This is a genomic window from Acuticoccus yangtzensis, from assembly GCF_001927245.1.
In the GTDB taxonomy this organism is placed as follows: domain Bacteria; phylum Pseudomonadota; class Alphaproteobacteria; order Rhizobiales; family Amorphaceae; genus Acuticoccus; species Acuticoccus yangtzensis.
Genome location: NZ_MJUX01000002.1, coordinates 97,647 through 123,507, shown reverse-complemented (window position 1 = coordinate 123,507; position 25,861 = coordinate 97,647). Strand labels below are relative to the sequence as shown.

Genomic DNA, 25,861 nt, shown 5'->3' with positions numbered 1-25,861 from the left:
GGCGACACCCGGTCCGTCCGGCACCCGGCGGCGCCACGGCAGGAGGGCGGACGATGCGTGTGGTGGTGTGCGGAGCTGGGGCGGTCGGCGCGGCGACGGCGTTCTTTCTGGCCGAGGCGGGCGCGGACGTGACTCTGGTCGAGCGCGCCGATGTGGCATGCGCGGCGTCCGGAAAGTCGGGCGGCTTTCTGGCACTGGACTGGTGCGACGGTCAACCCGTGGCCGGCTTGGCGCGGCGCAGTTTCGCTCTGCACGAGGAGCTTGCCGGGCGCCTTCCGGCCGATTGGGGCTACCGGCGCATGACGGCCTATGCCGGACGCGAGACCGCTGACCCCCGCGAGGGGCCGGTCGGCTGGCTCGGCCCTGTCGAGATCGTGCAGACGCTGGGCGGGCCGGACACCACCGCCCAGGTGATCCCCGAGGCGTTCACCCGCGCTCTCGCAGAGGCCGCGGTGGCGAAGGGCGCGCGCCGCGTTGACGGCGCGGTGGAAGGGCTGGTGCGCGGACGCAGCGGCGCGGTGGAGGGCGTTCGTCTGGCGCGCCGCATCTTGGAGGCCGACCGCGTCGTGATCGCCATGGGGCCCTGGTCGATCCTGGCGGCGGCGTGGCTGCCGATGCCGATCATCTACGGGCTGAAGGGGCACAGCATGGTGCTTCGCACCGGCGACCGCCTGCCGGCCGAGGCGCTGTTTCTGGAGTGCGAGGGGCCGGAGGGCCGCGCGACGCCGGAGATCTTCCCGCGGCCGGACGGCAACACCTATGTCTGCGCCATCTCGTCCCAGACAGCGCTGCCGATGGACCCTTTGGACGTCGGCCCCGATCCCGGCGCCTTCGCGCGGCTGGAGGCCATCGTGCGCCGCCTCGCCCCGGCGCTGGACGATTGCCCGGTGGTGACGCGCGGCGCCTGCTTCCGCCCGGTGACGGCGGACGGCTGGCCCCTCGTCGGCGCCGTGGAGGCGATGCCGGGCGCCTATGTGGCGACCGGGCACAGCGTGTGGGGGATCCTCAACGCCCCGGCGACGGGCGAGGCGCTGGCCGAGCTGATCGGCACCGGAAGCACCGCTCACGTTTCGCTCGACGCGCTGCGGCCGGAGCGTTTGCCGCCGCTTCATCCGGGACGCCTCGTGACGGGGTGAGGCGGGATCGCGGCGGACCTGCGCCGCCGGCTCAGCCGAGGAAGGCGTTCGGCACCATCGCGTCGGCGAGGCTGTAGAGACCGGTGTGCAGCGCCTCGCGGGTGATGGCGCCGCCGAGGCACACGCGCAGGCGCTCCAGCGGCGGGCCTGTCACCGTGAACGCATCGGACGGCATGATGCCGATGTCGCGCCCGGCCATTCGTGTCATCACGTCGGAGCGGCTGACGCCCTCCGGCAGGCTCAGCCAGATGTTGAAGGCGTTGTCGGCGGCGAGGAAGTCGAACCCGTCCAGCGCCTCGGCGGCGATGCGCTGGCGCTCGGCCGATTCGGAGCGGATGAAGCGGCGGATGTGATCGGCGGTGCCGTCCTCGATCCACTGCGTCGCGAGCGCCATGGAGAGCGGCGAGGGCATCACCGCGAGCGCCTTGACCGCCTGGCCGAGTGCGTAGGCATCGCGTCCCGAGGGCGCCACCGTGAATGCGAGGCGCAGCCCCGCCCCGATGCATTTTGCGAGCCCGCCGATGTGCCACGTGAGATCCGGCGCGGAGACTGCGAGCGGGGCCGGCGCCTTGGGCGGGATGAAACCGTAGGCGTCGTCCTCGATCAGCGGCAGGCCGTGGTGATTGATCACCTCCGAGACGGCGAGGCGCCGCTCCACCGGCATGGTGATGGTGGTCGGGTTCTGGAGCGTGGGGTTGAGGTAGAGCGCCTTGGGGCGGTGCTGGCTGATGGCACGCTCCAGCGCGTCCGGCATGATGCCGCCTTCGTCCATGGCGACCCCGGCGAGCGTGATGCCCATGCGCCCGGCGATGTTGCGCAGGCCCGGATAAGTGATCGCCTCGCACAGCACCGTGTCGCCGGGGGAGGCGAGGATGGAGAGGATCGCCACCATGGTGGGGTGGGCGCCGGGGGTGACGGCGATGCGTTCCAGTCGCGGAACCATGCCGCGCAGGCTGAGCCATGTAGAGGCGGCGACGCGGTCCTTCTCCGAGCCGAGCGCCGACTGATAGCGCAACAGGTGGATGAGGTTGGCCGAGACGGTGGCGAGGCCTTCCTGCATGCGGGCGATGAGCGCCGGGTCCGCCGGTTCCGGCGGCAGGTTCATGGACAGGTCGGTGGCGACGACGCGGGCGGGGTCCGGCGCCGCGAGGGCGGGGCCCCCCGCACCGGGCCCGTTCGTGATGGGGCCGTTCACCATGGGGCCGTTCGCGGTGAGAGCGTTTGCGGCGGGGCCGTTGGTGATGTGCGGGTTCGCGCCCGGACCGGAGGCGTCCGTGGGCGCTCCTCCATCGGCAGTCGCCGCGCGATGGAGGGGGACGGGAATCCCGGCCGGCCGCGCGGCCATCGCCGGAGCCGCGGCGCTGATGAAGGTGCCGCGCCCGACATGGGTCGCGACGAGGCCGCGCGCCTGCGCTTCGGCATAACCGCGCGAGACGGTGGTGAAGTCGATCCCCAGCCGCGCCGCGAGCTTGCGTTGGGGAGGCAGACGATCACCCGGCGACAAGGCCCCGGCCGCAACGTCGCGTGCGATCGCCTCGGCGATCGACATGTAGCGCGGCCTGTTCGACGACCCGAGGTCCGGGGTCCAATTGATCATGCGGATGGATGCTCCGTCTGCGTCCCACCATGCATTGAAGCACATTGTATGGATTCATGGCAAGTGACGGGTGGCCGCATCCACGTCCGGATGCTGTATCCTTCCGCTGAGCGCCTTGGTTGCACATCCTGCGGGCGAAAATGCCCGAGACGTCGCTTAAATTGATGGCATTGTGCAGCAATTATTGACTGTGTATTGAATGCGTATTGACGGCATTTTGGGTCGGGCGCAGCATCGCCCCCAGCAGCCACCCAAGGAGCAGCCGATGCCCGCAGTCACCCAGGAAGCCCACAAAGACGGCGACTTTTTCGTCGACTACGAGCAGAAGGTCTTCGAAGACGTCAAAGCCGATCCGGGCGAAAAAGCCCTCGTTACCTTCCATACGGTCGCGTTCGAAGGGTCCATCGGTCTCGTCAATATCCTCAACGCCATCCGCCTCAACCGTAAGGGCTACGAGACCTCGATCCTCCTCTACGGCCCCGGCGTCACCCTCGGCATCCAGCGCGGCTTTCCGACGCTCGGCGACGAAGCCTTCCCCGGCCACCAGAACTTCGCCGCCAACCTGAAGAAGTTCATGGGCGAAGGCGGCAAGGTCTACGCCTGCCGCTTCGCCCTCCAGGCCCTCTACGGCCACGGCGAACCGTCCCTGCTGCCCGGCATCGTGCCCATCGCGCCCCAGGACGTGCTCGACTGCATCCTGATCCACAAGAAGGCCGACGCCGTCATCCTCGATACCTGGACGGTCTAATGCCTGTGGCGGCGCTGCGCCGGATGCCCGAACGCGGTGCCGCCCGAGAGGCTTCTGCGAGGGTGTTCCCCCTCGCGCTCCCCCGCTTCGCCAGCGGGCAGGCGTTCAGGTGAGGGTGCGAAGAGCACCCTCCCTCTGAACACCTGATGCAAGGCTGCGGCGGAGCGGACCGGCATCAAGTGCCCGTCCTCCCCGTGCTCGCCCGCTGAAGAGGCGGTCTGCGCGCGGGTCCGGGCGAACACTTGACCCCGGCCCACTCCGCCATCGGGCACCGCCATCATCGGCACTTCCAAGCTCGCGACCGCGCGCCCATACACGAGGATCGCCCATGCGTACCGACACGATCCGCGCCGCGGCCGTCCAGATCGCCCCCGACCTCTCGGGACGCGCCGGGACGATCGAGCGCGTGCTGAACGCCATCGACGAGGCGGCGGGGAAGGGCGCGCAATTCATCGTCTTTCCCGAGACGTTCGTGCCCTACTACCCCTACTTCTCCTTTGTCCTGCCGCCGGTGCAGCAGGGCGCGCCCCACATGGCGCTCATCCGCGAAGCCGTCACAATTCCCTCGCCAGAGATGGACGCGGTGGCCGAAGCCGCCCGCCGCCACGGCGCCGTCGTCGTGCTCGGCGTCAACGAGCGCGACCACGGCTCGCTCTATAATACGCAGCTGGTGTTCGACGCGGACGGAAGCCTCGCCCTCAAACGCCGCAAGATCACGCCGACCTATCACGAGCGCATGGTTTGGGGCCAAGGCGACGGCGCCGGGCTGAGGGTGGTGGACACAAAGGTCGGACGCGTCGGCGCGCTCGCCTGCTGGGAGCATTACAACCCGCTCGCCCGCTACGCGCTGATGACCCAGCACGAGGAAATCCACGCCAGCCACTTCCCCGGCAGCCTCGTCGGCCCCGTCTTCGGCGAGCAGATCGAGGTCACCATGCGCCACCACGCGCTGGAATCGGGCTGCTTCGTCGTCAACGCCACCGGGTGGCTGACGCCCGAGCAGATGGCCGAGATCCATCCCGACCCCAAGATGCACAAGGCGATCTCGGACGGCTGTATGACCTGCATAGTCTCGCCCGAAGGCCGCCACCTGGCGCCGCCATTGACCGAGGGCGAAGGCATCCTCGTCGCCGACCTCGACATGGCCCTGATCGCCAAACGCAAACGCATGATGGACTCGGTCGGCCACTATGCCAGGCCCGAGCTTCTCCACCTCGTGCACGACACGCGGCCCACCGCACCGCGCCATATCGCACGGCCTGAGATGAAGGGGGCGCACGAGATGGCCCGGCATATGCAACCCGAGGGCGCAGCGCCGCCCGCAGCGGCACACTTCGATGAGGAGGGCGAGCATGCCTGACGGCGATCTCATCAACGATCTGCAAAGCCACGGGATGCGCCTCGTCGATCCCGGAGCGGGACACGAAGCCCGCCGCGGCGGCGCCGGCCCCAGCGACCACAAGGCCATCACCATCGACGGCGTCACCGTCATGGTCCCCGTCCACACCGCCCCCGCCTTCGCCTCGCCCTTCCTGGTCGAGAAGCCGGACGCACACGGCAACGCCCGCGTCACCCGCGACGGCGCCCCCGTCGCCACCGTGCGCTTCCCCTCCCGGCCGCGCTTCTACGACCTCACGACCGCGGACGGCGTGCCCTACAGCCACATCGCCACGCTCCACAGCCGCGATGTCCTGGCGACGACAGTGCTGCAGACCTGCATCCGCTACGAGAGCCGCAAGAAGACGTGCCAGTTCTGCGCCATCGGCCAGTCGCTGGCCGCCGGGCGCACCGTCGCGCACAAGACGCCGGAGCAGCTCGCCGAAGTCGCCGAGGCCGCCGTCCGCCTCGACGGGGTGAAGCACATGGTGCTGACCACCGGCACGCCCGCCGGAAAGGACCGCGGCGCCAAGGTGCTGGCGGAGTCCGCGCGGGCGATCAAGGCGCGCGTCGCCCTGCCGCTCCAAGGCCAGTGCGAGCCGCCGGAAGACGATGCATGGCACCAGACGATGGCCGACGCCGGCATCGACACGCTCGGCATGCATCTGGAAGCCGTTACGCCGGAGGTGCGCGCGCGCATCATGCCCGGCAAAGCGTCGGTGCCGCTGGAGAAGTACTTCTCGAGCTTCGCCGCGGCCGTGAAGGTGTTCGGCTGGGGGCAGGTATCGACCTACATCCTCGCCGGGCTGGGCGATCCGCCGGAAGCGGTGCTCGCCATGTGCGAACGACTGACCGCCATCGGCGTCTACCCCTTCGTCGTCCCGTTCGTGCCGATCTCGGGGACGCCGCTCGAAAGCCATCCCTCGCCCTCGCCGGAGTTCATGGCCGCCATCCTGCGCCCGCTGGGCGAGATGATCGTGGCCGCCGGCATGCGCTCGGAGGACATCAAGGCCGGCTGCGGGCGCTGCGGCGCATGCTCGGCACTGTCGGTCTACGAGAAGCTGAAGGTGCCGGCATGATCCTCGACCTCGGCGACTATCAGTTCCGCTCGCCCGGCTACTTCATCCGCGCCGCCTCGCAGCCGTTCGAGGCGCGCGGCGCGGCCGCCCTCAGGCGGCGCGTCTTCGTCGACGAGCAGGCGATCTTTTCCGGTGACGACCGCGACGATATCGACCTCATCGCCACCCACCTCGTCGCCATATCGACCTATGCCGGGGAGGCCGACCAGGTGGTGGGCACGGTGCGCATCCACGAGGAGGCGCCGGGCCTCTGGTGGGGATCGCGCCTCGCCGTCGACCGGGACTTCCGCCACGTCCACCGGCTCGGCACCGAGCTCATCCGCCTCGCCGTCTCCACCGCCAACGGGCGCGGCGCGGACACCTTCTTCGCCCACGTGCAGACGCAGAACGTGCCGCTTTTCGAGCGGATGCACTGGCGCACCCTCGCCGCGGTGGACCTCCACGGTGTGCCGCACGCCAAGATGCAGGTGGACCTGTCGCGCTATCCCGCCTGCGCCGACCCCGAGGCGGGATGGTTCCGTCCCGTGCGGAGGGCCGCGTGACGGACACCGCGCCCCTGGCCGTGCGTGAAGGGCCGATGAGCGTGGAGGCGATGGCGGCGGAACTCGCGGCGCATCCGTCGATCCGCTCCAAGCTCGCCATCGCCCGGTCCACGGCGGCTTTGGGGCTGGGTGCCGCGTCCGCCGGCCGGCCGGGCGACGACGCGGCGGTTCTGCCGCGCGACGGCGGCTACGACCTCTTCGCCGGCGAGGGTTTCATCCCCGCCTTCGTCAACGCCTCGCCCTGGTTCGCGGGGTGGTGCGCTGTGATGGTCAACGTGTCTGACATCGCCGCCATGGGCGGTCGCGCCGTCGCCGTAGTCGATCAGATCTGGGCGCCCGACGCCGAGGCCGCGCGCCCGGTGATGGACGGCATGAAGGCCGCCGCCGCAGCCTACGGCGTGCCGCTGGTGGGCGGCCACACCAACTTCGCCGCGCCCGAATTGTCGCTGGCCGCCTCCATCTTCGGCCGCGCGACGGCGCTGATCACGAGCTTCGACGCCGCGCCGGGCGACCTCCTGGTGGCCGCCATCGACACGCGCGGCGCCTATGCCGGGTTCGACAATTTCGGCGCCTTTCTGGATGCGCCGGTCGATCGGTTGCGCGGTGACCTCGAGGTGTTGCCGGAACTTGCCGAGGCGGATCTCGTCAAGGCGGGCAAGGACATCAGCCAGGGCGGCATCATCGGCACCGCGCTCATGCTGGCCGAATGCTCCGGCGTCGCCATCACGATCGACGTGGACGCGCTGGCCCCGCCGGAGGGTGTCGCGCCTGTCAGGTGGCTCCGCACCTTCCCGAGCTTCGGCTTCCTGCTCGCCGTGGCGCCGGCCCATGCGGAGACCGTGCTGGACCGGTTCTCCGTGCGCGGCATCGGCGCCCGCGTCATCGGCGACGTGACCGAAGGCAGCACGGTGACGCTGACCGGAGGCGGCCGCACCGCGCTCTTCTGGGACCACGCCGCGGACCCTTATCTCGGTTTCGCCCGCATGGAGGACATGGATGCCTGAGACCTTCTGGACCGTGCGCTGGCCCGACGGCGGCGAGGAGCGGTGCTATTCCCCCTCCAGCGTCGTCGCCGAGATCTTCGCCCCCGGCACCGCCTATCCGTTGGCCGACTTCCTGGCCCTGTCGCGCGAGGCCATGCGCCGCGCCTCGGACCGGGTGGAGGCGAAATATGGCTACCCCTGCTCCAACGCCCGCGCCCAGATGGTGCGCATCGAGGCCCGCGCCGCCGCCTTCGCCGGTGACGACGCCGCACGGGTGACATGCCTGGAGATCACCTCATGAAGAACGAGATCATGGGCGCCTCCGTCATGGGCGGGTCCGCCACGGGAGGCGCCGGGCGGGCGCATGTGCCGGTGCTGATCGTCGGCGGGGGGCAGGCGGGGCTGTCGGTCGCCTACCATCTCGACAAGGCCGGCATCCGCAACGTGGTGCTGGAGCGGCACGCCATGTTCCACTCCTGGCGCGAGAACCGCTGGGACAGCTTCTGCCTGGTGACGCCCAACTGGCAGTGCCGCCTGCCGGATTTCTCCTACGCCGACTATGGCGGCACCGATCCGCACGGCTTCATGGTGAAGGGCGAGATCACCGACTATCTGATGGCCTTCGCCGAGCGTGCCCGCCCCAACATCCGCGAGGGCGTGGAGGTCACCGGCGTGACGCGGCTGCCGGACGGGCGCTTCGCAGTCGACACCACGGACGGGACGACGAACGGGGGATGGACGGCGGATCAGGTGGTGGTGGCCACCGGCGGCTATGACAGGCCGATCGAGCCGCAATATGCCCGTGCCCTCGACCGCTCGATCTTTCAGATGCATTCGCGCGAGTACCGCAATCCCGAGCAATTCCCCGAGGGCGGCGTCCTCATCGTCGGCACCGGCCAGTCGGGCGTGCAGTTGATGGAAGATTTCGTGCGGGCGGGGCGCAAGGTGCATCTGGCGGTCGGTCCGGCGCCGCGCAGCCCGCGCATGTATCGCGGCCGGGACGCGACGGACTGGCTCTACGACGCCGGACACTACGAGATGACGATCGACGAGCACCCGGACCCCGCCAAGGCGCTCGGCCAGACCAACCACTACATGTCCGGCCGCGACGGGGGCAAGGAGATCGACCTGCGCCGCTGGCACGTGGAGCACGGCGTGGAGCTCTACGGCACGGTGGCGGACATGGACGGCACCACCATCGCCTTCCTGCCGGACCTGAAGAAGAACCTGGACGATGCGGACAGGAGCTATCTCGGTATCCGCAGCCAGATCGACGCCTATATCGCGAAGGAAGGGATCGACGCCCCGCTGGAGCCGCGTTTCGAGAAGGTGTGGGAGCCGGTCGACAAGGTGCTGCAGGTCGATGCGCGGGAGGTCGGCATCACCTCGGTGTTATGGGCGATCGGCTTCCGCGCCGATTATAGCTGGCTGCAGGTCGACGTGTTCGACCGGCAGGGTAAGCCCAAGCACCACCGCGGCGTGACGGAGGTGCCGGGCATCCACTTTCTCGGCCTCGGCTGGCTGAACACCTGGGGGTCCGGCCGCTTCCTGGGGATCGACGAGGACAGCCGCTATCTGGCGGCGGCGATCGCGCGGCAGTTGGCGGAGGCGGGCAAGCTCGCCACCGCCTGAGTGTGCCGCGTCCGCGTCAGGCCGCGGAGATGCGCCAGATGACGTCGCCCACGTCGTCGGCCATGAGGATGGACTTGCCGTCCGGGCCGATGGCGACGCCGACCGGACGCCCGTAAGCCTTCGTCTCGTCGTCCGACAGGCAGCCCCACAGGATGTCGCGCGGCGGGCCGGAGGGGCGCCCGTCCGCGAACGGCACGAAGATGACCTTGTAGCCCGACAATGTGGAGCGGTTCCACGAGCCGTGCTGGCCGATGACCATGCCGTCGCCGAAGCCCGGCAGCGTGCCCTTGGGCATCCAGCACAGGCCGAGCGACGCGGTGTGGCCGCCCAGCGCATAGTCGGGCGTGATCGTGGCGGCGACCTTGGCTTTGTCCTGCGGCACGCGGTCGTCGACGATCCGGTCCCAATAGCAGTAGGGCCAGCCGTAGAAGCCGCCGTCTTTCACGGAGGTGAGGTAGTCGGGCGGCGTCTCGTCGCCGAGGCCGTCGCGCTCGTTGACCACGGTCCAGAGCGTGCCGGTGGTCGGCTCGAACGCCATGCCGACCGGGTTGCGCAGGCCGCCCGCGAAGATGCGCGCTTCGCCGGACGCGATGTCGAGCGCCCAGATGGCGGCGCGGCCTTCCTCCTCCTCCATCCCGTTGTCGCCGATGTTGGAGAGGGAGCCGACGCCGGCATAGATCGTACGGCGGTCCGGCGAGACGATGAGGCTGCGCGTCCAGTGGCCGCCGGGCTTGAAGTCGACGATCTTGCGGCCGGGGCCGGTCAAAGCGTTCGCGCCGTCCTGGTAGTCGAAGGCGACGATGCCGTCGGTGTTGCCGACATAGAAGGTGCCATCGTGGAGCGCCATGCCGAAGGGCTGGTTCTGGTGCTCCACGAAGACGTGGCGCTCGTCGGCGGTGCCGTCGCCGTTGGTGTCGCGCCACAGGGTGATGCGGTCGGCGCTGTCGCCGATGGCCTTCACGCGCGCCATCATGGCGACCATGGCGCGGTCCATGAAGCTGCGCGGCTTGCGGGCGTGCTGCTTGGATTCGGCGATCAGCACGTCGCCATTGGGCAGCACCTCGATCCAGCGCGGATGGTCGAGCTTCTCGGCGAAGGCGTTGACCTTGAGCCCCTTGGCGACGGTGGGCAGGTGGCCGGGCGCCCAGCCCTCGGCGCGCGGCATCTTGAGGGTCATGATGCCTTGGCGCTGGGCCGTGGGGATGGAGGGGGCGGCGCCGATGGCGTGGGTCGATGGAGCGCCGGGGCGGCGCAGCAAGACCATCACGCCGCCGACGGCGCTGGTCAGCCGTTCCATGAAATTCATGAGGAGGTGTATCCGCTTATCTGTCGGCTCCACCTTACCGGCTGTGGCGCCCGCGTGAAGACGGGGCGCGCGGCGCGGCCTATCAATAATCCGGGACGTTCACCGTCACGGTGATGGAGGAGTAGTAGTCGGCGAGGTCGCGGATGTCCTCGTCGCTGAGGCCGCCGGCGATGATGGACATCTGCTGATGCTGGCGCTGGCCGGAGCGGAAGGCGTTCAGTTGCGCCATGATGTAGGTTTCGCTGTCGCCGGCGATGTTCGGCACTTCCGGGTTGGTGCCGACGCCGTCCATGCCGTGGCAGACTTGGCACATGGCGGCCTTCTCGTGGCCGCGCGCCGGATCGGCGGAGGCGGCGGCGGGGAGGGCGAGCGCGGCGGCCAACCCGGCCGCAAGGGCTGCCGCGCGTGCGGTGATCGTGGTTTTCATAAATGTCCTCAGCCGGATGACGGTCCTCGGCGGGGCGTGTGCCCCGCCGAGGAAGCGGCTCATTCGCCGTAAGAGATGCGGTAGATGGCGCCGGCCAGATCGTCGGATACGAGGATGGACCCGTCGCGCAGTTCGGCGATGTCGACCGGGCGGCCGAGATATTCGCCGCCGTCCGTCAGCCAGCCTTCGGCGAAGGGTTTCGTGGTGGCGTTGCCGTCGGCGTCGATGGTGGTGACCATGACGCGGGCGCCGACCGGCTTGGTGCGGTTCCACGAGCCGTGCTGGGCCGAGAAGATGGCGTTCTTGTACTCCGCCGGGAACATCGAGCCGGAGTAGAATTCCATGCCGAGATCGGCCGCGTGGGCGGTCATTTCGACGGCGGGGAAGACGACGCCCTCGGGCGGCTCCTGGCCCTTATACTCATTGGTGCGCACGTTGCCGCCGCCGAAATAGGGGAAGCCGAAGTGCTGGCCGGGCTCGGTCTGGTGGTTCAGCTCGCCCGGCGGGATGTCGTCGCCCATGCCGTCGACCTGGTTGTCGGTGAACCACAGGTCGCCGGTCTCGGGGTGGAAGTCGTGCCCGACCGAGTTGCGGATGCCGGTGGTGAAGACCTCGCGCCCGGTGCCGTCGGTACCGATGCGGATGATCCCGCCGATCCCTGTCTCGTGATAGAGGTCCATCTTCTCCGGCGCGAAGACGTTGAACGGCTGGCCGAGCGAGATGTACAGCTTGCCGTCCGGCCCGATCTTGCAGACGCGTGCGGTGTGGTTGAAGCTTTCTTCCGACGCCGGGATGAGGTCGCCCTGCTTCACCACGTTGAACGCGGCGACATCCGGGCTTTCATAGAAGAACTCGGCGGCGGGGAAGACCAGAACGCGGTTCTGCTCGGCGATGTAGAGGAAGCCGTCCGGCGAGAAGCACGGTCCGTTCGGGATGGTGAAGGGCAGCGAGGGGGCGAAATCCTTCACCTCGTCGGCGACGCGGTCCTTGTCGCGGTCGGTGACGGCCCAGACCTTCGTCTTGCGGGTGCCGACGAAGGTGACGATCCCCTGCGGGCCGACCGCCATGTGCCGCGCGTCGGGGACGATGGCGTAGAGCTCGATCTTGAACCCGTCCGGCAGCGTGATGTTCTCGAGGATCTTCGAGAGGTTTTCGGCCTTTTGCCCACCCTGCTCGATGGTGGTGAATTCGGTGATGCCAGTGCTTTGGAAATTCGAGAGTTTCTCAAGATTGTCCGGCACGGGCGCCTGGGCCATGGCGGTGGTGGCCAGAAGCGAGGCGGCCAGAGTCCCGATGATGGTGCGATGCATCATGATGTATCCCTCCCAGTCCTGCAATTTACGAGCAGGTTATTTTAAATTTGTTCGGCGGCGATCCCGCAGGCCGCTCAACCCCTTTCCTAAATTGCGCGAGAATTTCTGACAATTACCCATTTGGTCGTGTCTGAAGGAAGAAGACGTAAAGGCACGTCAGTCCTCAAGCGCCCTCTTGCGCACCGTTCTGGCGCCGCGGCGATGCCTGTCGCCCCTTGCGCGCCTTGCCTTTTGGCGATTGTTCTGGGCGTTGAAAACGGCAAGGCCGCCAAAGGCCGGATCGAACGAGCCGCACGACAGATGCGGCGGGGAGGACCTATGGACGTCGGGATCATCGGTGTCGGCATGATGGGCCACGGGATCGCGCTCAACGTGGTGCAGCGCGGCGGCTTCACGCTGACGTTTATGCAGCATCCGGGCAATCAGCCGGTTGACGATCTCGTCGGCCTCGGCGCCACCGGCGTCGCCACGCCGCGTGAGGTGGCGGCGGCGAGCGACGTGATCATCCTGTGCGTCACCGGATCGCCGCAGGTGGAGGCGGTGCTGAGCGGGGCGGACGGTGTTCTTTCGGCATTGAAGCCTGGCGCGGTCGTTGTCGACTGCTCGACCTCGCTGCCGGGATCGACGACGCAGATGGCGGCGAAGGTGGAGGCCGCCGGCGGCCGGTTCATCGACGCGCCGATGACGCGCACCGTCCAGCATGCGCGGGCGGGGAAGTTGAACCTTCTCGTCGGCGGCGACCCTGCGGTTCTGGACGCGGTGCGCCCCGTGCTGGCCTCGTTCACCGAGAATATCGACCATGTCGGCGCGCTGGGGGCGGGCCACAAGATGAAGCTCCTGCACAACTTCGTGGCGATCGGCTTCATGTCGCTGCTGGCGGAGGCGGCGGCACAGGCTGCCGACGGCGGCGTGGCGCCCGACGTCTTCGTCGATGTTCTGGCGCGTGGCGGCGGGGCGGGCATGGCGCTGGAGCGGCTCTCCCCGTTCATCACCAAAGGCGACGCGTCGGGCATCCCCTTCGCCATTTCCAACAGCCTGAAGGACATCGGCTATTATCGCCAGATGTCCGACGAGGCGGGCGCGCGGCACGCGATCGCCGATGCGGTGCATGCCGCGCTGTCCGGAGTGGTGGAGGCCGGCGGGGGCGATTCGCACATCCCCAAGCTGATCGACTATTTCCGCAAGGAAAACGCTCCGGCCTGACCACTTGTCCGTCAGCAGGTTGGCGGTCGTCCGGTCGGCATTCTTCACCGGCGGCCGGACGGAATGCCACTAAGGTCTCGTTTTCCCTTCGCCGTCTGCGGCGTGAGACTGCGGGCCTCAAAGGCAAGGGAAGGACCCGTGGTCCATGGTGCGACGTGTCGGTGAGTGAGGGGGCGCCCGTGCGCGCCGAGACAGGGGCTCATGGCCCCGCTCAGGCGCTTCTGGGGGCGATGACGGCCGGCCTCGTCGGTCACGAGGCGCTGGTCGAACGGCTGGTGATCGCGCTTCTGGTCGGTGGTCACGTTCTGGTCGAGGGACCGCCGGGCGTTGCGAAAACGCGCGCCGTGAAACGGCTCGCCGACGGTGTGGAGGGCGCCTTCTCCCGCATCCAGGCGACGCCGGATCTCATGCCGGGCGACATCGTCGGCATCCAGGTGTTCCGGCCCGAGCGGGGGGTGACCGAGTTCGTCCCCGGCCCGGTGTTCCACAATCTGGTGCTGGTGGACGAGGTGAACCGCGCGCCACCCAAGGTGCAGTCGGCTCTGCTGGAGGCGATGGCCGAGCATCAGGTCACGGTCGGCGGGGCGACCCGCGCTCTGCCGGACCCCTTCATGGTGGTGGCGACGCAGAACTCGATCGAGCACGAGGGCACCTTCCCGCTGCCCGAGGCGCAGCTCGACCGTTTCCTTTTTCATGTCCTGGTCGGCCTGCCGGACGCGGCGACGGAACTTGCCATTCTCGACCTCGTGGAGGGTGAGGCCGGGACGGGTGTGCCGCTGGCGATGGAGGAGCACGTCAGCCACGCGGCGCTGGCGAACATGCGGCGCGCGGTGGCGACGGTGCATCTGTCGGCCGCGGTGAAGGATTATATCGTGCGCCTCGTCATGGCGACGCGGGCGGACGGTGAGGCGGGGATCGCCGGGCGCGTGGGCCACGCGGTCTCGCCGCGCGGGACGCTGGCGCTGGCGGCGACGGCGCGGGCGCGAGCCTTCCTCGCCGGCCGCGCCTTCGTGGTGCCGGAGGACGTCGCCGCGCTGGCGCCGGACGTTCTGGCGCATCGTCTGGCGCCGACGTGGCGGGCGACGGCGGACGGGGAGACGGCACGCGGGTTGATCGCCGCCGCGCTCGCCGCCGTGCGTCCGCTGTGACCGGACGGACGCCGCGCGGCACTGGGGCGCCGTTGATGAGGTGGCCCCGGCCATGAGCGCGGCGCCGCGCAACAGCGCCACGGAGGTGGCCTTCGACGCCTTGGTGGCGCTGCGCCACACCGGTGCGGCCGCCCGCCGCCGCGCGGTGCCGAGCGTGCTGCGTCCCGGCGGCTTCGCAGGGCGGCGGCGCGGCCACGGACTCGACATCAACGACGTGCGCCCCTTCGCCGAGGGCGACGACCTGCGCCACGCCGACGCCGCCGCCACGGCGCGCACCGGCCGCCTCCACGTGCGCACCTTCCACGAAGAACGCGACCGGGCGGCGCTGCTGGTGGCGGACTTTCGCAGCCCCATGCTGTGGGCGACGCGGGGGCGGCTGCGCTCGGTGGCCGCGGCGGAGGTGCTGGCCGCGGCCGGGTGGGAGGTGATCGACGGCGGCGGCAAGGCGGGCCTCCTCGCCGTGCGCGACGGTGCGCTCGACCATGTCCCGGTGCGCGCCCGCGAGGCGACGATGATGCAGATCGCCGGCGCCCTGGAGGACTCCCACCGCCGCGCTCTCGCCCATGCGCGCGAGGCCGCGGCGAGTGGCCGCCGCACGACCGAGCCGCTGGCGGCCAGCTTGGAGAGGGCGGGCCGTCTGGTGCCGCCGGGGGGCGCCATCCTCTGCGCCACCGGACTGGACACGCCCGGAGCCGCGTTCGACGCGGTGGTCGGCGCACTGGCCCGGCGCCGCCGGCTGACGCTGATCCTCATCCGTGATCCGTTCGAGGCCACACCCCCCGCCGGCCGCATCACGTTCTATGGCGACGACGGGATCGTGACCGAGGGCCGCTTTTCGGCGGCCGACAAAGGCGGGCGCATCGCCGCGTTCGAGGCGCTGGGGGCGCGCGTGCGGATCGTCGACTCCGCCGCCCCCGCCCGGCTGGACGGACTGGACCTTTCTTAATGGCGGGCGACGGCGACACTTTCGATCCGGCTCCGCTGGTGGAGGCTCTGCGGCCGATCCGCCTTCCGGTGGACTATGCCGTGCTCGGCCCCCGCGATGCGCTGGCCGCCTTCGCGCTCGGCGTCATCGCCGCGCTCGTGCTCGTCCTGCTGCTGCGCCCGCTGCTCGCACGGCGGGTGGACCCTGTGGCCGAGGCTGCGGCGCGCATCGCCGCTCTCGCGCAGGCCCCGGCTGAGGCGCGGCTCGTCGGCCTGGCGCGGCTTCTGGCGGCCGCGGGGCCGGATGCGCCGCGTCCGCCAGGCCTCGACGACGTGCTCTACGCCCCCGGCACAGCGCCGGACTTCGCCGCGATCGAGGCCGAGATCCTCGCGCGCGCCGCGCAGCAGGGCCGGCGGAGGCGCGCGCCGGGCACCCCATCGCGGGACGGGTCCGCCGGTTCGTCCGGCGCCGCCCGATACGACACCGCGGCCGGCGTGACTTTGCCCCGCGTGACGTCGCCCCGCGTGACTTCGCCGGGCGCGACGTGGCCCCGCGGGACAGGGGAGGGGACGCGGTGAATTTTGCTGCGCCCGGCGCCTTCTTGCTGCTTCTCCTGCCGCTCGTCGCCTTCGTGTGGCGGGCGGCGAGGGCTGGGGCGGTGAGCGCGGCCTATCTGCCGCCCGCCCTCGCCGCGGAGGTCACCCGCACCGGCGGCACGCGGCGGCGCGTCGGCCTCCTTGCCCCGCTCGCCGTGTGGGCGCTGGTGGTGGTGGCGCTGGCCGGACCGCAGCGCATCAAGAGCCTCGACATCATCACCGCGTCCGGCCGCGACATCGTGCTCGCCATCGACCTGTCCGGCTCCATGGAAACCGAGGACTTCATTCTGGGCGGGGCGGAGGTGTCGCGTCTGGAGGCGGTGAAGAGCGTCGCGGCGCGGTTCGTGGAGGGGCGCGCGGGCGACCGGGTCGGCCTCGTCGTCTTCGGCGACAAGGCCTATGTCGCCGCGCCCCTGACCCACGACGTGACCAGCGTCGCCCACGTGGTGGAGACGCTGACGGTAGGCGTCTCCGGCCGCTCCACGGCGATCAGCGACGGGCTCGGCCTCGCCATGAAGCGGCTCGACGGAGGAACGGCGGATAGCCGCGTCGTCATCCTCCTGTCGGACGGGGTGGACACCACCGGGCGGGTGGACCCGGCGGAGGCGGCGCGGCTCGGCGCCGCGCGGGGGATCCGCATCCACACCATCGCGCTGGGGCCGGAGCGGGCCGAGGCGCTGATGGCGCGCGGCCGCGCCGACGCGCTGGACGTCGCCACCCTCACCGACGTCGCCCGCCTGTCCGGCGGCGAGATGTTCCGCGTGCGCTCCACCGACGAGCTGACCCGCGTCGCCGAGGCGGTGGACCGGTTGGAGCCGTCCCAGTCGCGCGCGCCGCCGGTGATGGCGCTGGAGGCGTTGTGGCCGTGGCCCGCGGGGGCGGCGCTGGCGCTGGCGCTCGCCGTGCTGGCGGCGGGGCGGCGGCTGTTGTGAGGGGGCGCGCGGCATGATCGAGCTCATGGGTCTCACCCTGTTGCGCCCGCTGTGGCTGGCGGCGCTGCCGGCCGTGGCGCTCTTGGCCTTCGTGGCGGCGCGGCGCGAGCGGCGCTCCGGCTGGGCGGGGCTGATCGACAGCCAGCTCCGGCCGCACCTCGTCTCGCTCGGCTTCGTGCGGGCGGCGGGGGAGGACCACCGCGTGACCCTCTTGGCGGTGGCGGCGGGTATCGTGGCGCTCGCCCTGGCGGGTCCGGCGACGGAGCGCGAGACCGCCCCGGCGCTGCGCAGCCTCGACACGGTGGTGGTCGCGGTCGACCTCTCGCGCTCCATGACCGAGGGCGGGACGCTGGACACCGCGCGTGCTGTGACGGCGCGGCTCCTCGGGTCCACCGGGCGGCCGGTGGCGCTGATCCTGTTCGCGGCCGACGCCTATCTCGCCAGCGCGCCGACCGACGATCCGCGCCTCCTCGAAACGCTGGTCTCCGTCCTGGGGCCGGACACGATGCCGGATGCTGGAAGCCGCCCGGACCGCGCACTCGTCTTGGCGGCCGACGTTCTGCCGCGCGAGGCGGAGTTGCGGCGCGACGTGGTGCTGATCTCCGACGGCGGCGGGCTTGGCCCGCAGGCCACGGATGCGGCGAACGCGCTGAGAGAGGCCGGTGCGGTGCTGTCGGCTGTCTACATCGCCCCGGCGGAGCGGCCTTATGGGGCGCCGCAGCCGCAGCCGGACGCGCTGGCGGCGCTGGCACGGACCGGCGGCGGGACCATGGTGCGGCCGGACGAGGCGGGGGCGCTGGCGGACCGCCTCGCCGCAGCCTCCACCGCCACCCTGCCGCGCGAGATCGCCGCGTTGATGTACGATGACCACGGCCGCGCCCTTCTGTTCCTGGCGCTGGTCCCGGCGGCCTTCCTCTTCCGGAGGCCGCGATGAGGGCGCGGGGGGAACTGTTGGCGGCTCCGCGCGACCTCGCCCGGCGCCTGGTGCGGCGGCCCTTCGTGGCGCTCGCACTGGTGGCGCTGGCGGCGGCCGTCGCGGCGGGCCCGGCGGCTTTCGCGCGGCTCGCCTTCATGGCCGGCCTGCCGGGCGCCGCGCTCCCCTTCCTCGGCGACGACGCGGTGAGGGGCGCCGCCCTCTACGACCTCGGCCGCTACGCCGAGGCCGACGCCCTGTTTCGCGAGATCGGCCGCCGCGTGACCTATAATCGCGGCAACAGCCTCGCCGCGACGGGCGACTTCTCGCTGTCGGCGGACTATTTCGACGCCGTCCTCTTCGCCAACAGGTTCGACGCCGGGGCGCGCCACAATCGCGAGGTGGTGGGCGCGCTGGTGCCGCCGCACGAGGGCGAGGCGATGGGGCGCGGGCGCATCCGCGCGCATCTGGCGGGCGAGGGCATCGAGGCGGCGATCTTCGACCCGGACAACCCTCACGTCCCCGTGGTCCCCTCCGATGCTCTGCGCAAGGCGGTGGACGCGCGCACCGTGGCGGCGACGTCGGAGTGGCTGGAAACGCTGGACGATGCGCCGGGCGAGTATCTGAAGAAGCGCCTGATCGCCGAATATGACAGGCGGCGGGCGGCGGGCATTCCGGCCACGGAGGAGGCCTCGCCATGGTGATGATGCGCCTGATACTCGCCGCCCTTCTGGCGGTGTCCGCCGGTTGGCCCGCCGCCGCGGCGACGCTGTCGCCGAAGGATGCGCGCATCGAGGTCGTGCTGGACGAGCGCGGCGCGCCGCCGGTCGTGCGCGAGATGGTGCTCGCCACCTTGCGCGTGACCTTCGAGGTGGAGGTGGCGCGATACGAGGTCGAAATCCCGCGCATGCCGGGGCTGGAATGGATGCAGCTCACGCAAGACGTGTGGCGCGCCGACCGCATCGAGGGGCGCCAGGTGCGGGTCATGGAGCGGCGCCTCGCCTTCTTCCCGCAGCGGGCTGGGGTGCTCACCATCGCGCCCGTGAAGGACCATCTGTCGATCCCCAGCCCCGAGGGCGGGTGGGACGATCACGTGATCTCCTCCGCGCCGGTGACGCTCGCCGTGGCGCCTGCACCCGTGCAGGACGATGCGTGGTGGATGCCGGTCAAGATGATCGAGATGTCCGACCGCTGGGACAAGGGGCCGGGCCAACTGGAGCCGAACGCCACGGTGACGCGGCGGGTGACGCTGTGGGCGCTGGGGGCGACGGCGGAGATGCTGCCGCCGCAGCCGCAGATGCGTGAGCCGTGGCTGATCACGTTCGTTGCGCCGGAGAAGCGGACCACCGAGCTGACCTGGGGCGGGCCGATCAGCACGGTCACCTGGCAGTGGACCTTCCAGCCGATCACCGGCGAGCCGGGCGTTTTGCCCGCCGTGGAGATCCCGTTTTACGACACGCTGGAGCGGGAAGCGCACGTGGTGACGCTTCCGGCGGTGCCGATCGCGGTGACGGGGTTCGCCGAGAACCGGGCGGAGGGTTGGCGCGAGGGCTTCGGGCGGGCGTGGCTGGCGCTCGCGGCGGCCGGTGCGGGCGTGGTGGTCGCGCTGGGGCTGGCGCTGCCGGGCGCGCGGATGGCGAGCCGGGCGGAGCTTGAGCGCCGGGTGCGGCGGGTGGTTCCGTCACGCGCGGAGCGGGCGATGATGCGGGCGGCCCGGCGGGGCGATCTGGCGGCGTTCCGCACCGCGGCGGCGGCGGAAGGGGCGGGGCCCGGCGACCTCGCAGCGGTGGACCGTGCCCTGTTCGGCCCGCCGGGCGCGCCGGTGCCCGAGCGTGCTGCGTTGAGAGCGCTGGCACGCCGCCTCAGAGCCGACGCATTGCGCCGGCCGCGCGCGCCGGTCTGACGGAGGCCGCACGGGGTGAAAGTATCTTCCGCAGATGAGGTCTTCATTGCAGCGATAGCGGCCCTTTGCCGGCGTGGATGCAGCATCGGCGCCCCTTGAGCCCGCATTATGGGAGCACCTTTCGCCCCGGCCCGGCTAGATTGCGCGGCACTATCGACGAAAAGGGACCGCCGCCGATGCTGGAGAAATTCGAACGCTATCCGCTGACCTACGGGCCGACGCCGATCGAAAAGCTGCCGCGCCTGTCGGCCGCCATCGGCGCGGACGTGGAGATCTGGGCCAAGCGCGAGGACTGCAACTCGGGCCTCGCATTCGGCGGCAACAAATTGCGGAAGCTGGAATATATCATTCCGGACGCGATCGCCGCGGGGGCGGACACGCTGGTATCCATCGGCGGCGTTCAGTCGAACCACACGCGCATGGTGGCGGCCACGGCGGCCAAACTCGGCATGAAGTGCGTCGTGGTGCAGGAGAAATGGGTGCCGCACTTCGACGCCGTCTATGACCGCGTCGGCAACATTCTGCTCACCCGCCTGATGGGCGCGGACAGCCGTCTTGTGGAGGACGGCTTCGACATCGGCATCCGCCAGAGCTGGGAGGACGCGATCCAGTCGGTGAAGGACGCGGGCGGCAAGCCTTATGCGATCCCGGCAGGCGCTTCGGTGCACAAATATGGCGGGCTCGGCTATGTGGGCTTCGCCGAGGAGGTGGCGCGGCAGGAGGCGGATCTCGGCTTCCGGTTCGACTACATCATCGTCTGCGTGGTGACGGGGTCGACGCAGGGCGGCATGATCGTCGGCTTCGCGGCGCAGGACCGGGCGGACAGGGTGATCGGCATCGACGCCTCGGCCACCCCGGCGCAGACCCGCGCCCAGGTGCGCCAGATCGTCGACGGGACGGCGGAGCTGGTCGGCCTCGGGCGGGCGGTGCGTGAGGACGAGATCGTCATCCTGGAGGACTACGCCTACCCGGCCTACGGGGTGCCGAGCGAGGAGACCAACGACGCGATCCGCCTCGCCGCCCGCACCGAGGCGATGATGACGGACCCGGTCTACGAGGGCAAATCCATGCAAGGGATGATCGACCTTGCGCGGAAGGGCTATTTTCCGAAGGGGTCGAAGGTGCTTTACGCACACCTCGGCGGGGCGCCCGCGCTGAACGGCTACAGCTACTATTATAAGGACGGCTGAAGCGCCGCCCGGGGACCACGAAAAGCCGCCTTTGAGGGCGGCTTTTTTGTAAGCTCAGCGGCAGACCTCGCGGTCGCGGATGACGAAGGCCTGGCGGCGCGGGCTCCACACCTCCACCTGCTCGATGTAGCAGCGGGGGCGGCTCTGTGCGGCAAGCGCGCCGCCGATGGCGAGCGCCGAGAGGCCGAAGACGATGCCCGCGGCGGCGGCCCCGCCATGACCGTGGTGGGGGCGGCGATGGTGGCCGTGGTGCGGGCGGCCGCGGTGGCCGGCGGCGGTCACGTCGCTCTGCGCGGCGGCGACGAGAGGGGCGGCCTGCGCGGCCGGGGTGACGGTGAGGGCCGAGACAGCGATGACCACGGCGGTGGAAGTGGCGACGATGGACTTCATTGTGGGTCTCTCCGGTTTGCTGGGGCGGGTCTGTCCCGCCGACCACCTGAAGATCGCCTTTGATTGAGCGTTTCGCAGTGATGCCCGTCACGGTTGTGCGTCCGGCCGTGGCGGGGCTTGGAGCGAGCGTGCGCCGGCTGCGGCAGGGCTGCGACCGGGTGCCCTTTGACTGGCGGGCGGATCGCGCGCACACTCAGGCGATGATCAGCACAAAGCGCCTGTTTCTTGCGGTTGCGTTGTCGGTGTGCGCAGCCGGTCCGGCCGGGGCCCAGAGCGGGCTCTATCCGTTGCCGTCCGACCCTGGCGGCATCACCGCGAACAAGGGCGACCGGGCCGACAGGCTCGACCGGCCACGCGCACCCTCGGCGGACGAGCGCCGCGCCTCACGGCTCGACCGCATGTTCGACGAGCTGGCCCGCGCCACCACGAAGGAGCGGGCGGACCGCATCGCCGGCCACATCTTGCGCCGCATGACCGCCTCCGGCAGCGACACGGTGGACCTCCTGATGAACCGCGCCGCGGTGGCGATGCGGCGTAAGGACTACGGCCTGGCGCTCGACCTGCTGGACGGTGTGGTGCGGCTGAAGCCGGACTTCGCCGAGGGCTGGAACCGCCGCGCGACCGTGAACTTCCTGGCCGGCGACTATGGGCGGTCGATTGCCGATATCGAGCAGACCTTGAAGCTGGAGCCGCGCCACTGGGGCGCTCTGGTGGGCCTGTCGGTGATTATGGTGTCGATGGACCAGAAGGCCGCCGCGGTGGACGTGATGACCCGCGCCTTGGAGATCCACCCCTTCCTCGAAGACACGCGCGACCGGCGCGACCGCTTCAAGCTGGAGGTCGACGGCAGCGCGGCGTGAGCGGTGCGGCCGGGCCTGCGAGCCGGGTACGAAAAAAGGCGCCGCGGCAGGACCGCGGCGCCTTTTTTCGTCGCTTGATAATTAGTCGCCCGGCGGCGTAACCGCGGGCTCAACGGCGGAGCCGGCGGCCCGAAGGCCGGCGGGACCTCAGCCCTGGCGCGCCTTGTAGCGCGGGGCCTTCTTGTTGATGATGTAAACGCGCCCTTTGCGGCGGACCAGCTTGTTGTTGCGGTCGCGTTGCATCAGCGCCTTCAGCGAGTTCTTGATCTTCATGTCGCGCTCCGGACTGATCCCGGCGCGGTCTCCCGCGCCGTTCCAACTCGCGATGCGCCGCAACGTGCCGCTGCCGCCCACCGCACAATAAAATACGGCGCGGAATGAACCGCGCCGACCTTCCCGCTTATTAGGGAGGGGAAGCCCGACCTGTCAAGCGGTTCGTGCCATGTTGCGAACTCCCGATCCGGCCCCCGATCCGGCATGGGCACAGCCGGAAGGGACTGCTCAGTCCGTCTGGATCAGCCGGTCATGGCGAGGCGGACATTCTCGCCGCCTTCGTCCTTCAGGGGCAGCTCCACGTCGACCTCGAGCAGGGAAACGTCGTCGCCACGGTCCATGGAGACGCGCACCTTGTCGCGGTCGATGGTCATGTGCTTGGCGATCACCTGTAGGATCTCCTCGCGCAGCGTGACGAGGATGTCGGAGGTGGAGGTCGCCGAACGCTCATGCGCCAGGATGATCTGCAGCCGCTCCCGCGCAACCGGCGCGGACGACTTCTTTTTGCGAAAGATCTCAAAAAGACTCATGCCGCCTTCCTTGCGAAGATTTTGCCCAAAAGGCCACGCTTGTCGGTCGGGATCTCGATCTCGATCGTCTCGCCCATGATGCGGCGGGCCGCATCGGTGTAGGCCTTGGCGGGGTGGGAATTGGGCGCACCGAGGGTCACCGGCATGCCGAGGTTGGAGGCTTTCAGCACCTCCTGGCTCTCCGGCACGACGGCCAGGAGCGGGATGGAGAGAATTTCCAGCACGTCCTCGACCTTCAGCATCTCGCCGCGGTCGGCGCGCACCGGGTCGTAACGGGTGACGAGGAGGTATTTTTCCACCCGGTCGCCGTTCTCGGCGCGCATGGTCTTGGAATCGAGCAGGCCGATGATGCGGTCGGAGTCACGCACCGAGGAGACCTCGGGGTTGGAGACCACGATGGCGATGTCGGCATGGCGCATGGCGAGCGTCGCGCCGCGCTCGATGCCGGCGGGCGAGTCGCACAGGATGTAGTCGAACTTCTCGCGCAGCTCGGCGATGACGCCGGCGACGCCCTCTTCGGTGAGCGCATCCTTGTCGCGCGTCTGGGACGCGGGGAGGAGGTGCAGGGTGTCGATCCGCTTGTCGCGGATGAGGGCCTGGGAGAGCTTGGCGTCACCGTTGATGACGTTGATGAGATCGAACACGACGCGGCGTTCGGCGCCCATCACGAGGTCGAGATTTCTGAGGCCGACGTCGAAGTCGACGATGGCGACGTTTTTCCCCGCGCGGGCGAGCGCGGCGCCGAGAGCCGCGGTCGACGTGGTTTTGCCGACGCCCCCCTTGCCCGACGTGACGACCAGGACCTTCGACATGGTATCATTTCCCTTCATCAGAACGCGGCCATCTTGAGCGAGTCGCCGTCCAGCCACGCCTGGACGGCACGGCCGACACACTTCGGATTGAGATCGTCCGCGGTTTTGTAAAGACCGTTGATTGCGACGAGCTCGGCATTGAGCTGCGTCGTGAAGATGCGGGCATTGCGGTCGCCTGCCGAGCCGGCAATGGCGCGGCCACGCAGCGCGCCATAGATGTGGATCGAGCCGGAGGCGACGACCTCCGACCCGGACGCGACGGAGCCGATGACGACGACGTCGCCGGTCAGGTGCACGACCGACTGCCCCGAGCGCACAGGATGGTCAATGATCAGCGTATCGGGGTCGGGCGTGTCGATGGCCTTTTCCACCGCGGCGAGGGCGGCTTCCGTCACGGCAGAGACGGGGCCGGGCGCGGCGGGGACGGCCGGTTCGCTCGGTACGGCCGCCTCGCCGGGGACGGCCTCTGCGGGCGCGTTTTCGGGCGCTGCGTCGGGCGTTTCGGCGGCGGCCTCGCTCTCGCCGGGCTCGGCCGGCGGCGGCGCGGTGATGGAGGCGTCCTGCACCGCGTCGATGAGCTTGGCGATCTCGGTCGACTGCATCGTGTCGGCGAGCTGGGAAAGCGCGGCGATTTCCTTGCCGCCGCTGAGGATCGGCGGCAGGCCCCTGGCGTCGGCGCCGAGTTCGCCGGGCGTGCGCCCGTCGAGGCCCATGATGGTGACGTTCCGCCGCTTCAGCTCGGTCACCATGTGCACGAGTTCGGGGCGGCTTGCCGGCATGTGCGAGATGTCGACGACCACGGGGCGGCCGGCGAAGAAGCCGGGCGAGCGTTTGGCGAACGTGTCGAAGTCGGCCAGCCACTCGGCGATGGGGGGCATCGGGGTCAGCACGAACGCCATGAAGGAGCGCCCGGTGAACCGAATCGATCGTTGTGGTGGAGTTGTTTGTTGCACGAACGTTAAACCCGGTTCCGCGTGACGAACAATCAATATGAACGCGGTGAATCTTGGGTTAACGACTGATTCGGTGCGAGGCGTCGGGGCCGTTTCCGTGGCGGCATCCACAGATGATCGGCCGCGGTGGGCGCGGGCTGGCGGGTCTTTGGATGACGGTCCAGCCGCGTGGCTTCCCGCAAGCGGTTGGACGTTCAGCCGGAATTCGGGCGCGTGGGAACGGTCGTCGATGCGGTTCGCATGGCACCGCGCCGACCGGCGGCGGATGTCACGGTCGGGTCGAAATGCTGCACCCGCCTGCGCGAGGCTGCAGTCGTGATCGCGGAGGGTCTGAGTTCAGAGGCGCGTCGCGAAGGCGCGCGGCCTGCCTAGGCCGACGCCGGCGTGTCCTCGGGAGGTCAGAAGCAGGCGCGCGGCCCGTCCGGCGTGGAGACGAAGCCGGTCTTGGGATTGAAGCTCGGCCAGCGGGCGGCGCAGTAGGCGTACCACTCCGGGGTCCACGAGCGGATCTGCCGCTGGTTCATCGGCACCAGCATGTTGACCGTCGGCGTGACGGGCGCGGTAAAGTACCAGTCGCCCTTGCGCGGCGGGCGCTCTTTCATCACCGACCAGGGTTCGTTCGAGCCGAAATACATGGGCCGGCTGCCGTATTTGCCGGTATAATGGTTGAGATCCGCGGCCCCGGCGCTGCTGGCCAAGGCGGCCATGCCTGCACCGACGGCGATCAAATGGTACAACGCGCGCATAGATCCCTCGTCAATCGATGCCCACCGTGACGGAGAGCGTGAGGAAGTTCAACGGCTGGATTGACGGGGGCGGCCTTCGTGCCGATAACGTGGCGCCGATGCCACAATCGGCTGCGGCGGGCGCCGCGACGCGCCCCGCAGCGGGCCGGCTTAGCTCAGTTGGTAGAGCACCTGATTTGTAATCAGGGGGTCGGGGGTTCGAGTCCCTCAGCCGGCACCAATGATTTCAATAATTTGGGTGTCTGACCCGTAAGGCAGACACGGCCATTTGCATGCGCGGTTCACACACCCTTGCTTTTGCAGCGGTTCGCGTCCTCCCTCAGAAGCCGCATGACCGAAGGCCGCAG

28 protein-coding genes and 1 tRNA gene are annotated in these 25,861 nt (G+C 69.9%); 19 read left to right on the top strand and 10 right to left on the bottom strand.

All coding sequences use genetic code 11. From position 1 onward, the window contains the following. The first annotated feature begins 53 nt into the window (after positions 1–53). Positions 54–1,136 (top strand): NAD(P)/FAD-dependent oxidoreductase, encoded by a 1,083-nt coding sequence (locus BIX52_RS06800; RefSeq protein ID WP_075220301.1) that lies wholly within the window; start codon positions 54–56, stop codon positions 1,134–1,136. A gap of 31 nt (positions 1,137–1,167) precedes the next feature. Here the strand turns inward: BIX52_RS06800 and BIX52_RS06795 are convergent, their stop codons facing one another. Further along, positions 1,168–2,733 carry an aminotransferase-like domain-containing protein gene (locus tag BIX52_RS06795; RefSeq protein WP_245803145.1) on the bottom strand — a complete coding sequence of 522 codons (1,566 nt, stop codon included), beginning with the start codon at positions 2,731–2,733 and terminating at the stop codon, positions 1,168–1,170. Positions 2,734–2,998: 265 nt separating this feature from the next. Between BIX52_RS06795 and BIX52_RS06785 the strand changes: the two genes are divergently transcribed. The 7 genes from BIX52_RS06785 to BIX52_RS06755 all read left to right on the top strand — a co-directional run bounded on the left by BIX52_RS06785 (position 2,999) and on the right by BIX52_RS06755 (position 9,094). Further along, complete coding sequence (locus BIX52_RS06785; protein WP_075220300.1) at positions 2,999–3,481, top strand: MSMEG_0572/Sll0783 family nitrogen starvation response protein; 483 nt, start codon at positions 2,999–3,001, stop codon at positions 3,479–3,481. Between the two features lie 328 nt (positions 3,482–3,809). Then, positions 3,810–4,841, top strand: coding sequence for a Nit6803 family nitrilase (locus BIX52_RS06780; protein ID WP_075220299.1), 1,032 nt, complete (start codon positions 3,810–3,812; stop codon positions 4,839–4,841). Beyond that, on the top strand, positions 4,834–5,937 hold the full coding sequence (locus BIX52_RS06775; protein ID WP_108676450.1) for an MSMEG_0568 family radical SAM protein: 1,104 nt from the start codon (positions 4,834–4,836) through the stop codon (positions 5,935–5,937). The genes BIX52_RS06780 and BIX52_RS06775 overlap by 8 nt, the downstream gene beginning before the upstream one ends. After that, positions 5,934–6,479: an MSMEG_0567/Sll0786 family nitrogen starvation N-acetyltransferase gene (locus BIX52_RS06770; protein WP_075220297.1), complete on the top strand. Its 546-nt coding sequence runs from the start codon at positions 5,934–5,936 to the stop codon at positions 6,477–6,479. Before BIX52_RS06775 ends, BIX52_RS06770 begins: the two co-directional genes overlap by 4 nt. Further along, positions 6,476–7,483 carry a sll0787 family AIR synthase-like protein gene (locus BIX52_RS06765; protein WP_342743816.1) on the top strand — a complete coding sequence of 336 codons (1,008 nt, stop codon included), beginning with the start codon at positions 6,476–6,478 and terminating at the stop codon, positions 7,481–7,483. Before BIX52_RS06770 ends, BIX52_RS06765 begins: the two co-directional genes overlap by 4 nt. Further along, complete coding sequence (locus tag BIX52_RS06760; RefSeq protein WP_075220296.1) at positions 7,476–7,763, top strand: MSMEG_0570 family nitrogen starvation response protein; 288 nt, start codon at positions 7,476–7,478, stop codon at positions 7,761–7,763. The genes BIX52_RS06765 and BIX52_RS06760 overlap by 8 nt, the downstream gene beginning before the upstream one ends. Before the next feature lie 26 nt (positions 7,764–7,789). Further along, complete coding sequence (locus BIX52_RS06755; RefSeq protein ID WP_075220739.1) at positions 7,790–9,094, top strand: MSMEG_0569 family flavin-dependent oxidoreductase; 1,305 nt, start codon at positions 7,790–7,792, stop codon at positions 9,092–9,094. A 16-nt stretch (positions 9,095–9,110) separates the two neighbouring features. Here BIX52_RS06755 and BIX52_RS06750 read toward each other — a convergent pair whose 3' ends face one another. The 3 genes from BIX52_RS06750 to BIX52_RS06740 all read right to left on the bottom strand — a co-directional run bounded on the left by BIX52_RS06750 (position 9,111) and on the right by BIX52_RS06740 (position 12,140). Next, positions 9,111–10,400, bottom strand: a complete 1,290-nt coding sequence (locus BIX52_RS06750; RefSeq protein WP_075220295.1) for a PQQ-dependent sugar dehydrogenase — start codon at positions 10,398–10,400, stop codon at positions 9,111–9,113. 82 nt (positions 10,401–10,482) lie between these two features. Continuing rightward, on the bottom strand, positions 10,483–10,827 hold the full coding sequence (locus BIX52_RS06745; protein ID WP_075220294.1) for a c-type cytochrome: 345 nt from the start codon (positions 10,825–10,827) through the stop codon (positions 10,483–10,485). Between the two features lie 59 nt (positions 10,828–10,886). Then, entirely contained in the window at positions 10,887–12,140 is a 1,254-nt protein-coding gene (locus tag BIX52_RS06740; protein WP_170126406.1) for a PQQ-dependent sugar dehydrogenase, read from the bottom strand. A 318-nt stretch (positions 12,141–12,458) separates the two neighbouring features. Between BIX52_RS06740 and BIX52_RS06735 the strand changes: the two genes are divergently transcribed. The 9 genes from BIX52_RS06735 (at position 12,459) to BIX52_RS06695 (ending at position 20,950) form a co-directional block, all read left to right on the top strand. Then, positions 12,459–13,343 (top strand): NAD(P)-dependent oxidoreductase, encoded by an 885-nt coding sequence (locus BIX52_RS06735; protein WP_075220293.1) that lies wholly within the window; start codon positions 12,459–12,461, stop codon positions 13,341–13,343. 230 nt (positions 13,344–13,573) lie between these two features. After that, on the top strand, positions 13,574–14,491 hold the full coding sequence (locus BIX52_RS06730; protein ID WP_083660082.1) for an AAA family ATPase: 918 nt from the start codon (positions 13,574–13,576) through the stop codon (positions 14,489–14,491). A 52-nt stretch (positions 14,492–14,543) separates the two neighbouring features. Beyond that, a complete protein-coding gene (locus BIX52_RS06725; protein WP_075220292.1) occupies positions 14,544–15,437 on the top strand; it encodes a DUF58 domain-containing protein in 894 nt (297 codons plus the stop codon). Further along, on the top strand, positions 15,437–15,994 hold the full coding sequence (locus BIX52_RS06720; protein WP_075220291.1) for a hypothetical protein: 558 nt from the start codon (positions 15,437–15,439) through the stop codon (positions 15,992–15,994). The genes BIX52_RS06725 and BIX52_RS06720 overlap by 1 nt, the downstream gene beginning before the upstream one ends. Further along, positions 15,991–16,944 carry a VWA domain-containing protein gene (locus BIX52_RS06715; protein ID WP_083552053.1) on the top strand — a complete coding sequence of 318 codons (954 nt, stop codon included), beginning with the start codon at positions 15,991–15,993 and terminating at the stop codon, positions 16,942–16,944. The genes BIX52_RS06720 and BIX52_RS06715 overlap by 4 nt, the downstream gene beginning before the upstream one ends. 13 nt (positions 16,945–16,957) lie before the next feature. Continuing rightward, the gene (locus BIX52_RS06710) at positions 16,958–17,878 is read left to right on the top strand and encodes a vWA domain-containing protein (RefSeq protein WP_075220289.1); all 921 of its coding nucleotides are present in this window, start codon (positions 16,958–16,960) and stop codon (positions 17,876–17,878) included. Beyond that, positions 17,875–18,561: a hypothetical protein gene (locus BIX52_RS06705; protein WP_208990536.1), complete on the top strand. Its 687-nt coding sequence runs from the start codon at positions 17,875–17,877 to the stop codon at positions 18,559–18,561. Before BIX52_RS06710 ends, BIX52_RS06705 begins: the two co-directional genes overlap by 4 nt. After that, the gene (locus tag BIX52_RS06700; protein WP_075220288.1) at positions 18,555–19,760 is read left to right on the top strand and encodes a BatD family protein; all 1,206 of its coding nucleotides are present in this window, start codon (positions 18,555–18,557) and stop codon (positions 19,758–19,760) included. The genes BIX52_RS06705 and BIX52_RS06700 overlap by 7 nt, the downstream gene beginning before the upstream one ends. Before the next feature lie 176 nt (positions 19,761–19,936). Then, positions 19,937–20,950: a 1-aminocyclopropane-1-carboxylate deaminase gene (locus BIX52_RS06695; protein WP_075220287.1), complete on the top strand. Its 1,014-nt coding sequence runs from the start codon at positions 19,937–19,939 to the stop codon at positions 20,948–20,950. 54 nt (positions 20,951–21,004) lie between these two features. Here the strand turns inward: BIX52_RS06695 and BIX52_RS06690 are convergent, their stop codons facing one another. Beyond that, the gene (locus BIX52_RS06690; protein ID WP_108676449.1) at positions 21,005–21,340 is read right to left on the bottom strand and encodes a hypothetical protein; all 336 of its coding nucleotides are present in this window, start codon (positions 21,338–21,340) and stop codon (positions 21,005–21,007) included. Positions 21,341–21,627: 287 nt separating this feature from the next. Between BIX52_RS06690 and BIX52_RS06685 the strand changes: the two genes are divergently transcribed. Then, a complete protein-coding gene (locus BIX52_RS06685; RefSeq protein WP_139312723.1) occupies positions 21,628–22,200 on the top strand; it encodes a tetratricopeptide repeat protein in 573 nt (190 codons plus the stop codon). A gap of 147 nt (positions 22,201–22,347) precedes the next feature. Here BIX52_RS06685 and ykgO read toward each other — a convergent pair whose 3' ends face one another. The 5 genes from ykgO to BIX52_RS06660 all read right to left on the bottom strand — a co-directional run bounded on the left by ykgO (position 22,348) and on the right by BIX52_RS06660 (position 25,514). After that, the gene (gene ykgO, locus BIX52_RS06680; protein ID WP_075220285.1) at positions 22,348–22,473 is read right to left on the bottom strand and encodes a type B 50S ribosomal protein L36; all 126 of its coding nucleotides are present in this window, start codon (positions 22,471–22,473) and stop codon (positions 22,348–22,350) included. A 242-nt stretch (positions 22,474–22,715) separates the two neighbouring features. Next, complete coding sequence (gene minE / locus BIX52_RS06675; protein WP_075220284.1) at positions 22,716–23,003, bottom strand: cell division topological specificity factor MinE; 288 nt, start codon at positions 23,001–23,003, stop codon at positions 22,716–22,718. Further along, positions 23,000–23,815, bottom strand: coding sequence for a septum site-determining protein MinD (gene minD / locus BIX52_RS06670; RefSeq protein ID WP_075220283.1), 816 nt, complete (start codon positions 23,813–23,815; stop codon positions 23,000–23,002). The genes minE and minD overlap by 4 nt, the downstream gene beginning before the upstream one ends. A 17-nt stretch (positions 23,816–23,832) precedes the next feature. Next, complete coding sequence (gene minC / locus BIX52_RS06665; protein WP_245803144.1) at positions 23,833–24,714, bottom strand: septum site-determining protein MinC; 882 nt, start codon at positions 24,712–24,714, stop codon at positions 23,833–23,835. 452 nt (positions 24,715–25,166) lie between these two features. After that, the gene (locus BIX52_RS06660; protein WP_075220281.1) at positions 25,167–25,514 is read right to left on the bottom strand and encodes a BA14K family protein; all 348 of its coding nucleotides are present in this window, start codon (positions 25,512–25,514) and stop codon (positions 25,167–25,169) included. A 144-nt stretch (positions 25,515–25,658) separates the two neighbouring features. On the opposite strand from BIX52_RS06660, the gene BIX52_RS06655 reads away from it, so the two are divergent. Further along, positions 25,659–25,734: transfer RNA gene (locus BIX52_RS06655), tRNA-Thr, on the top strand. Positions 25,735–25,861: the final 127 nt, after the last annotated feature.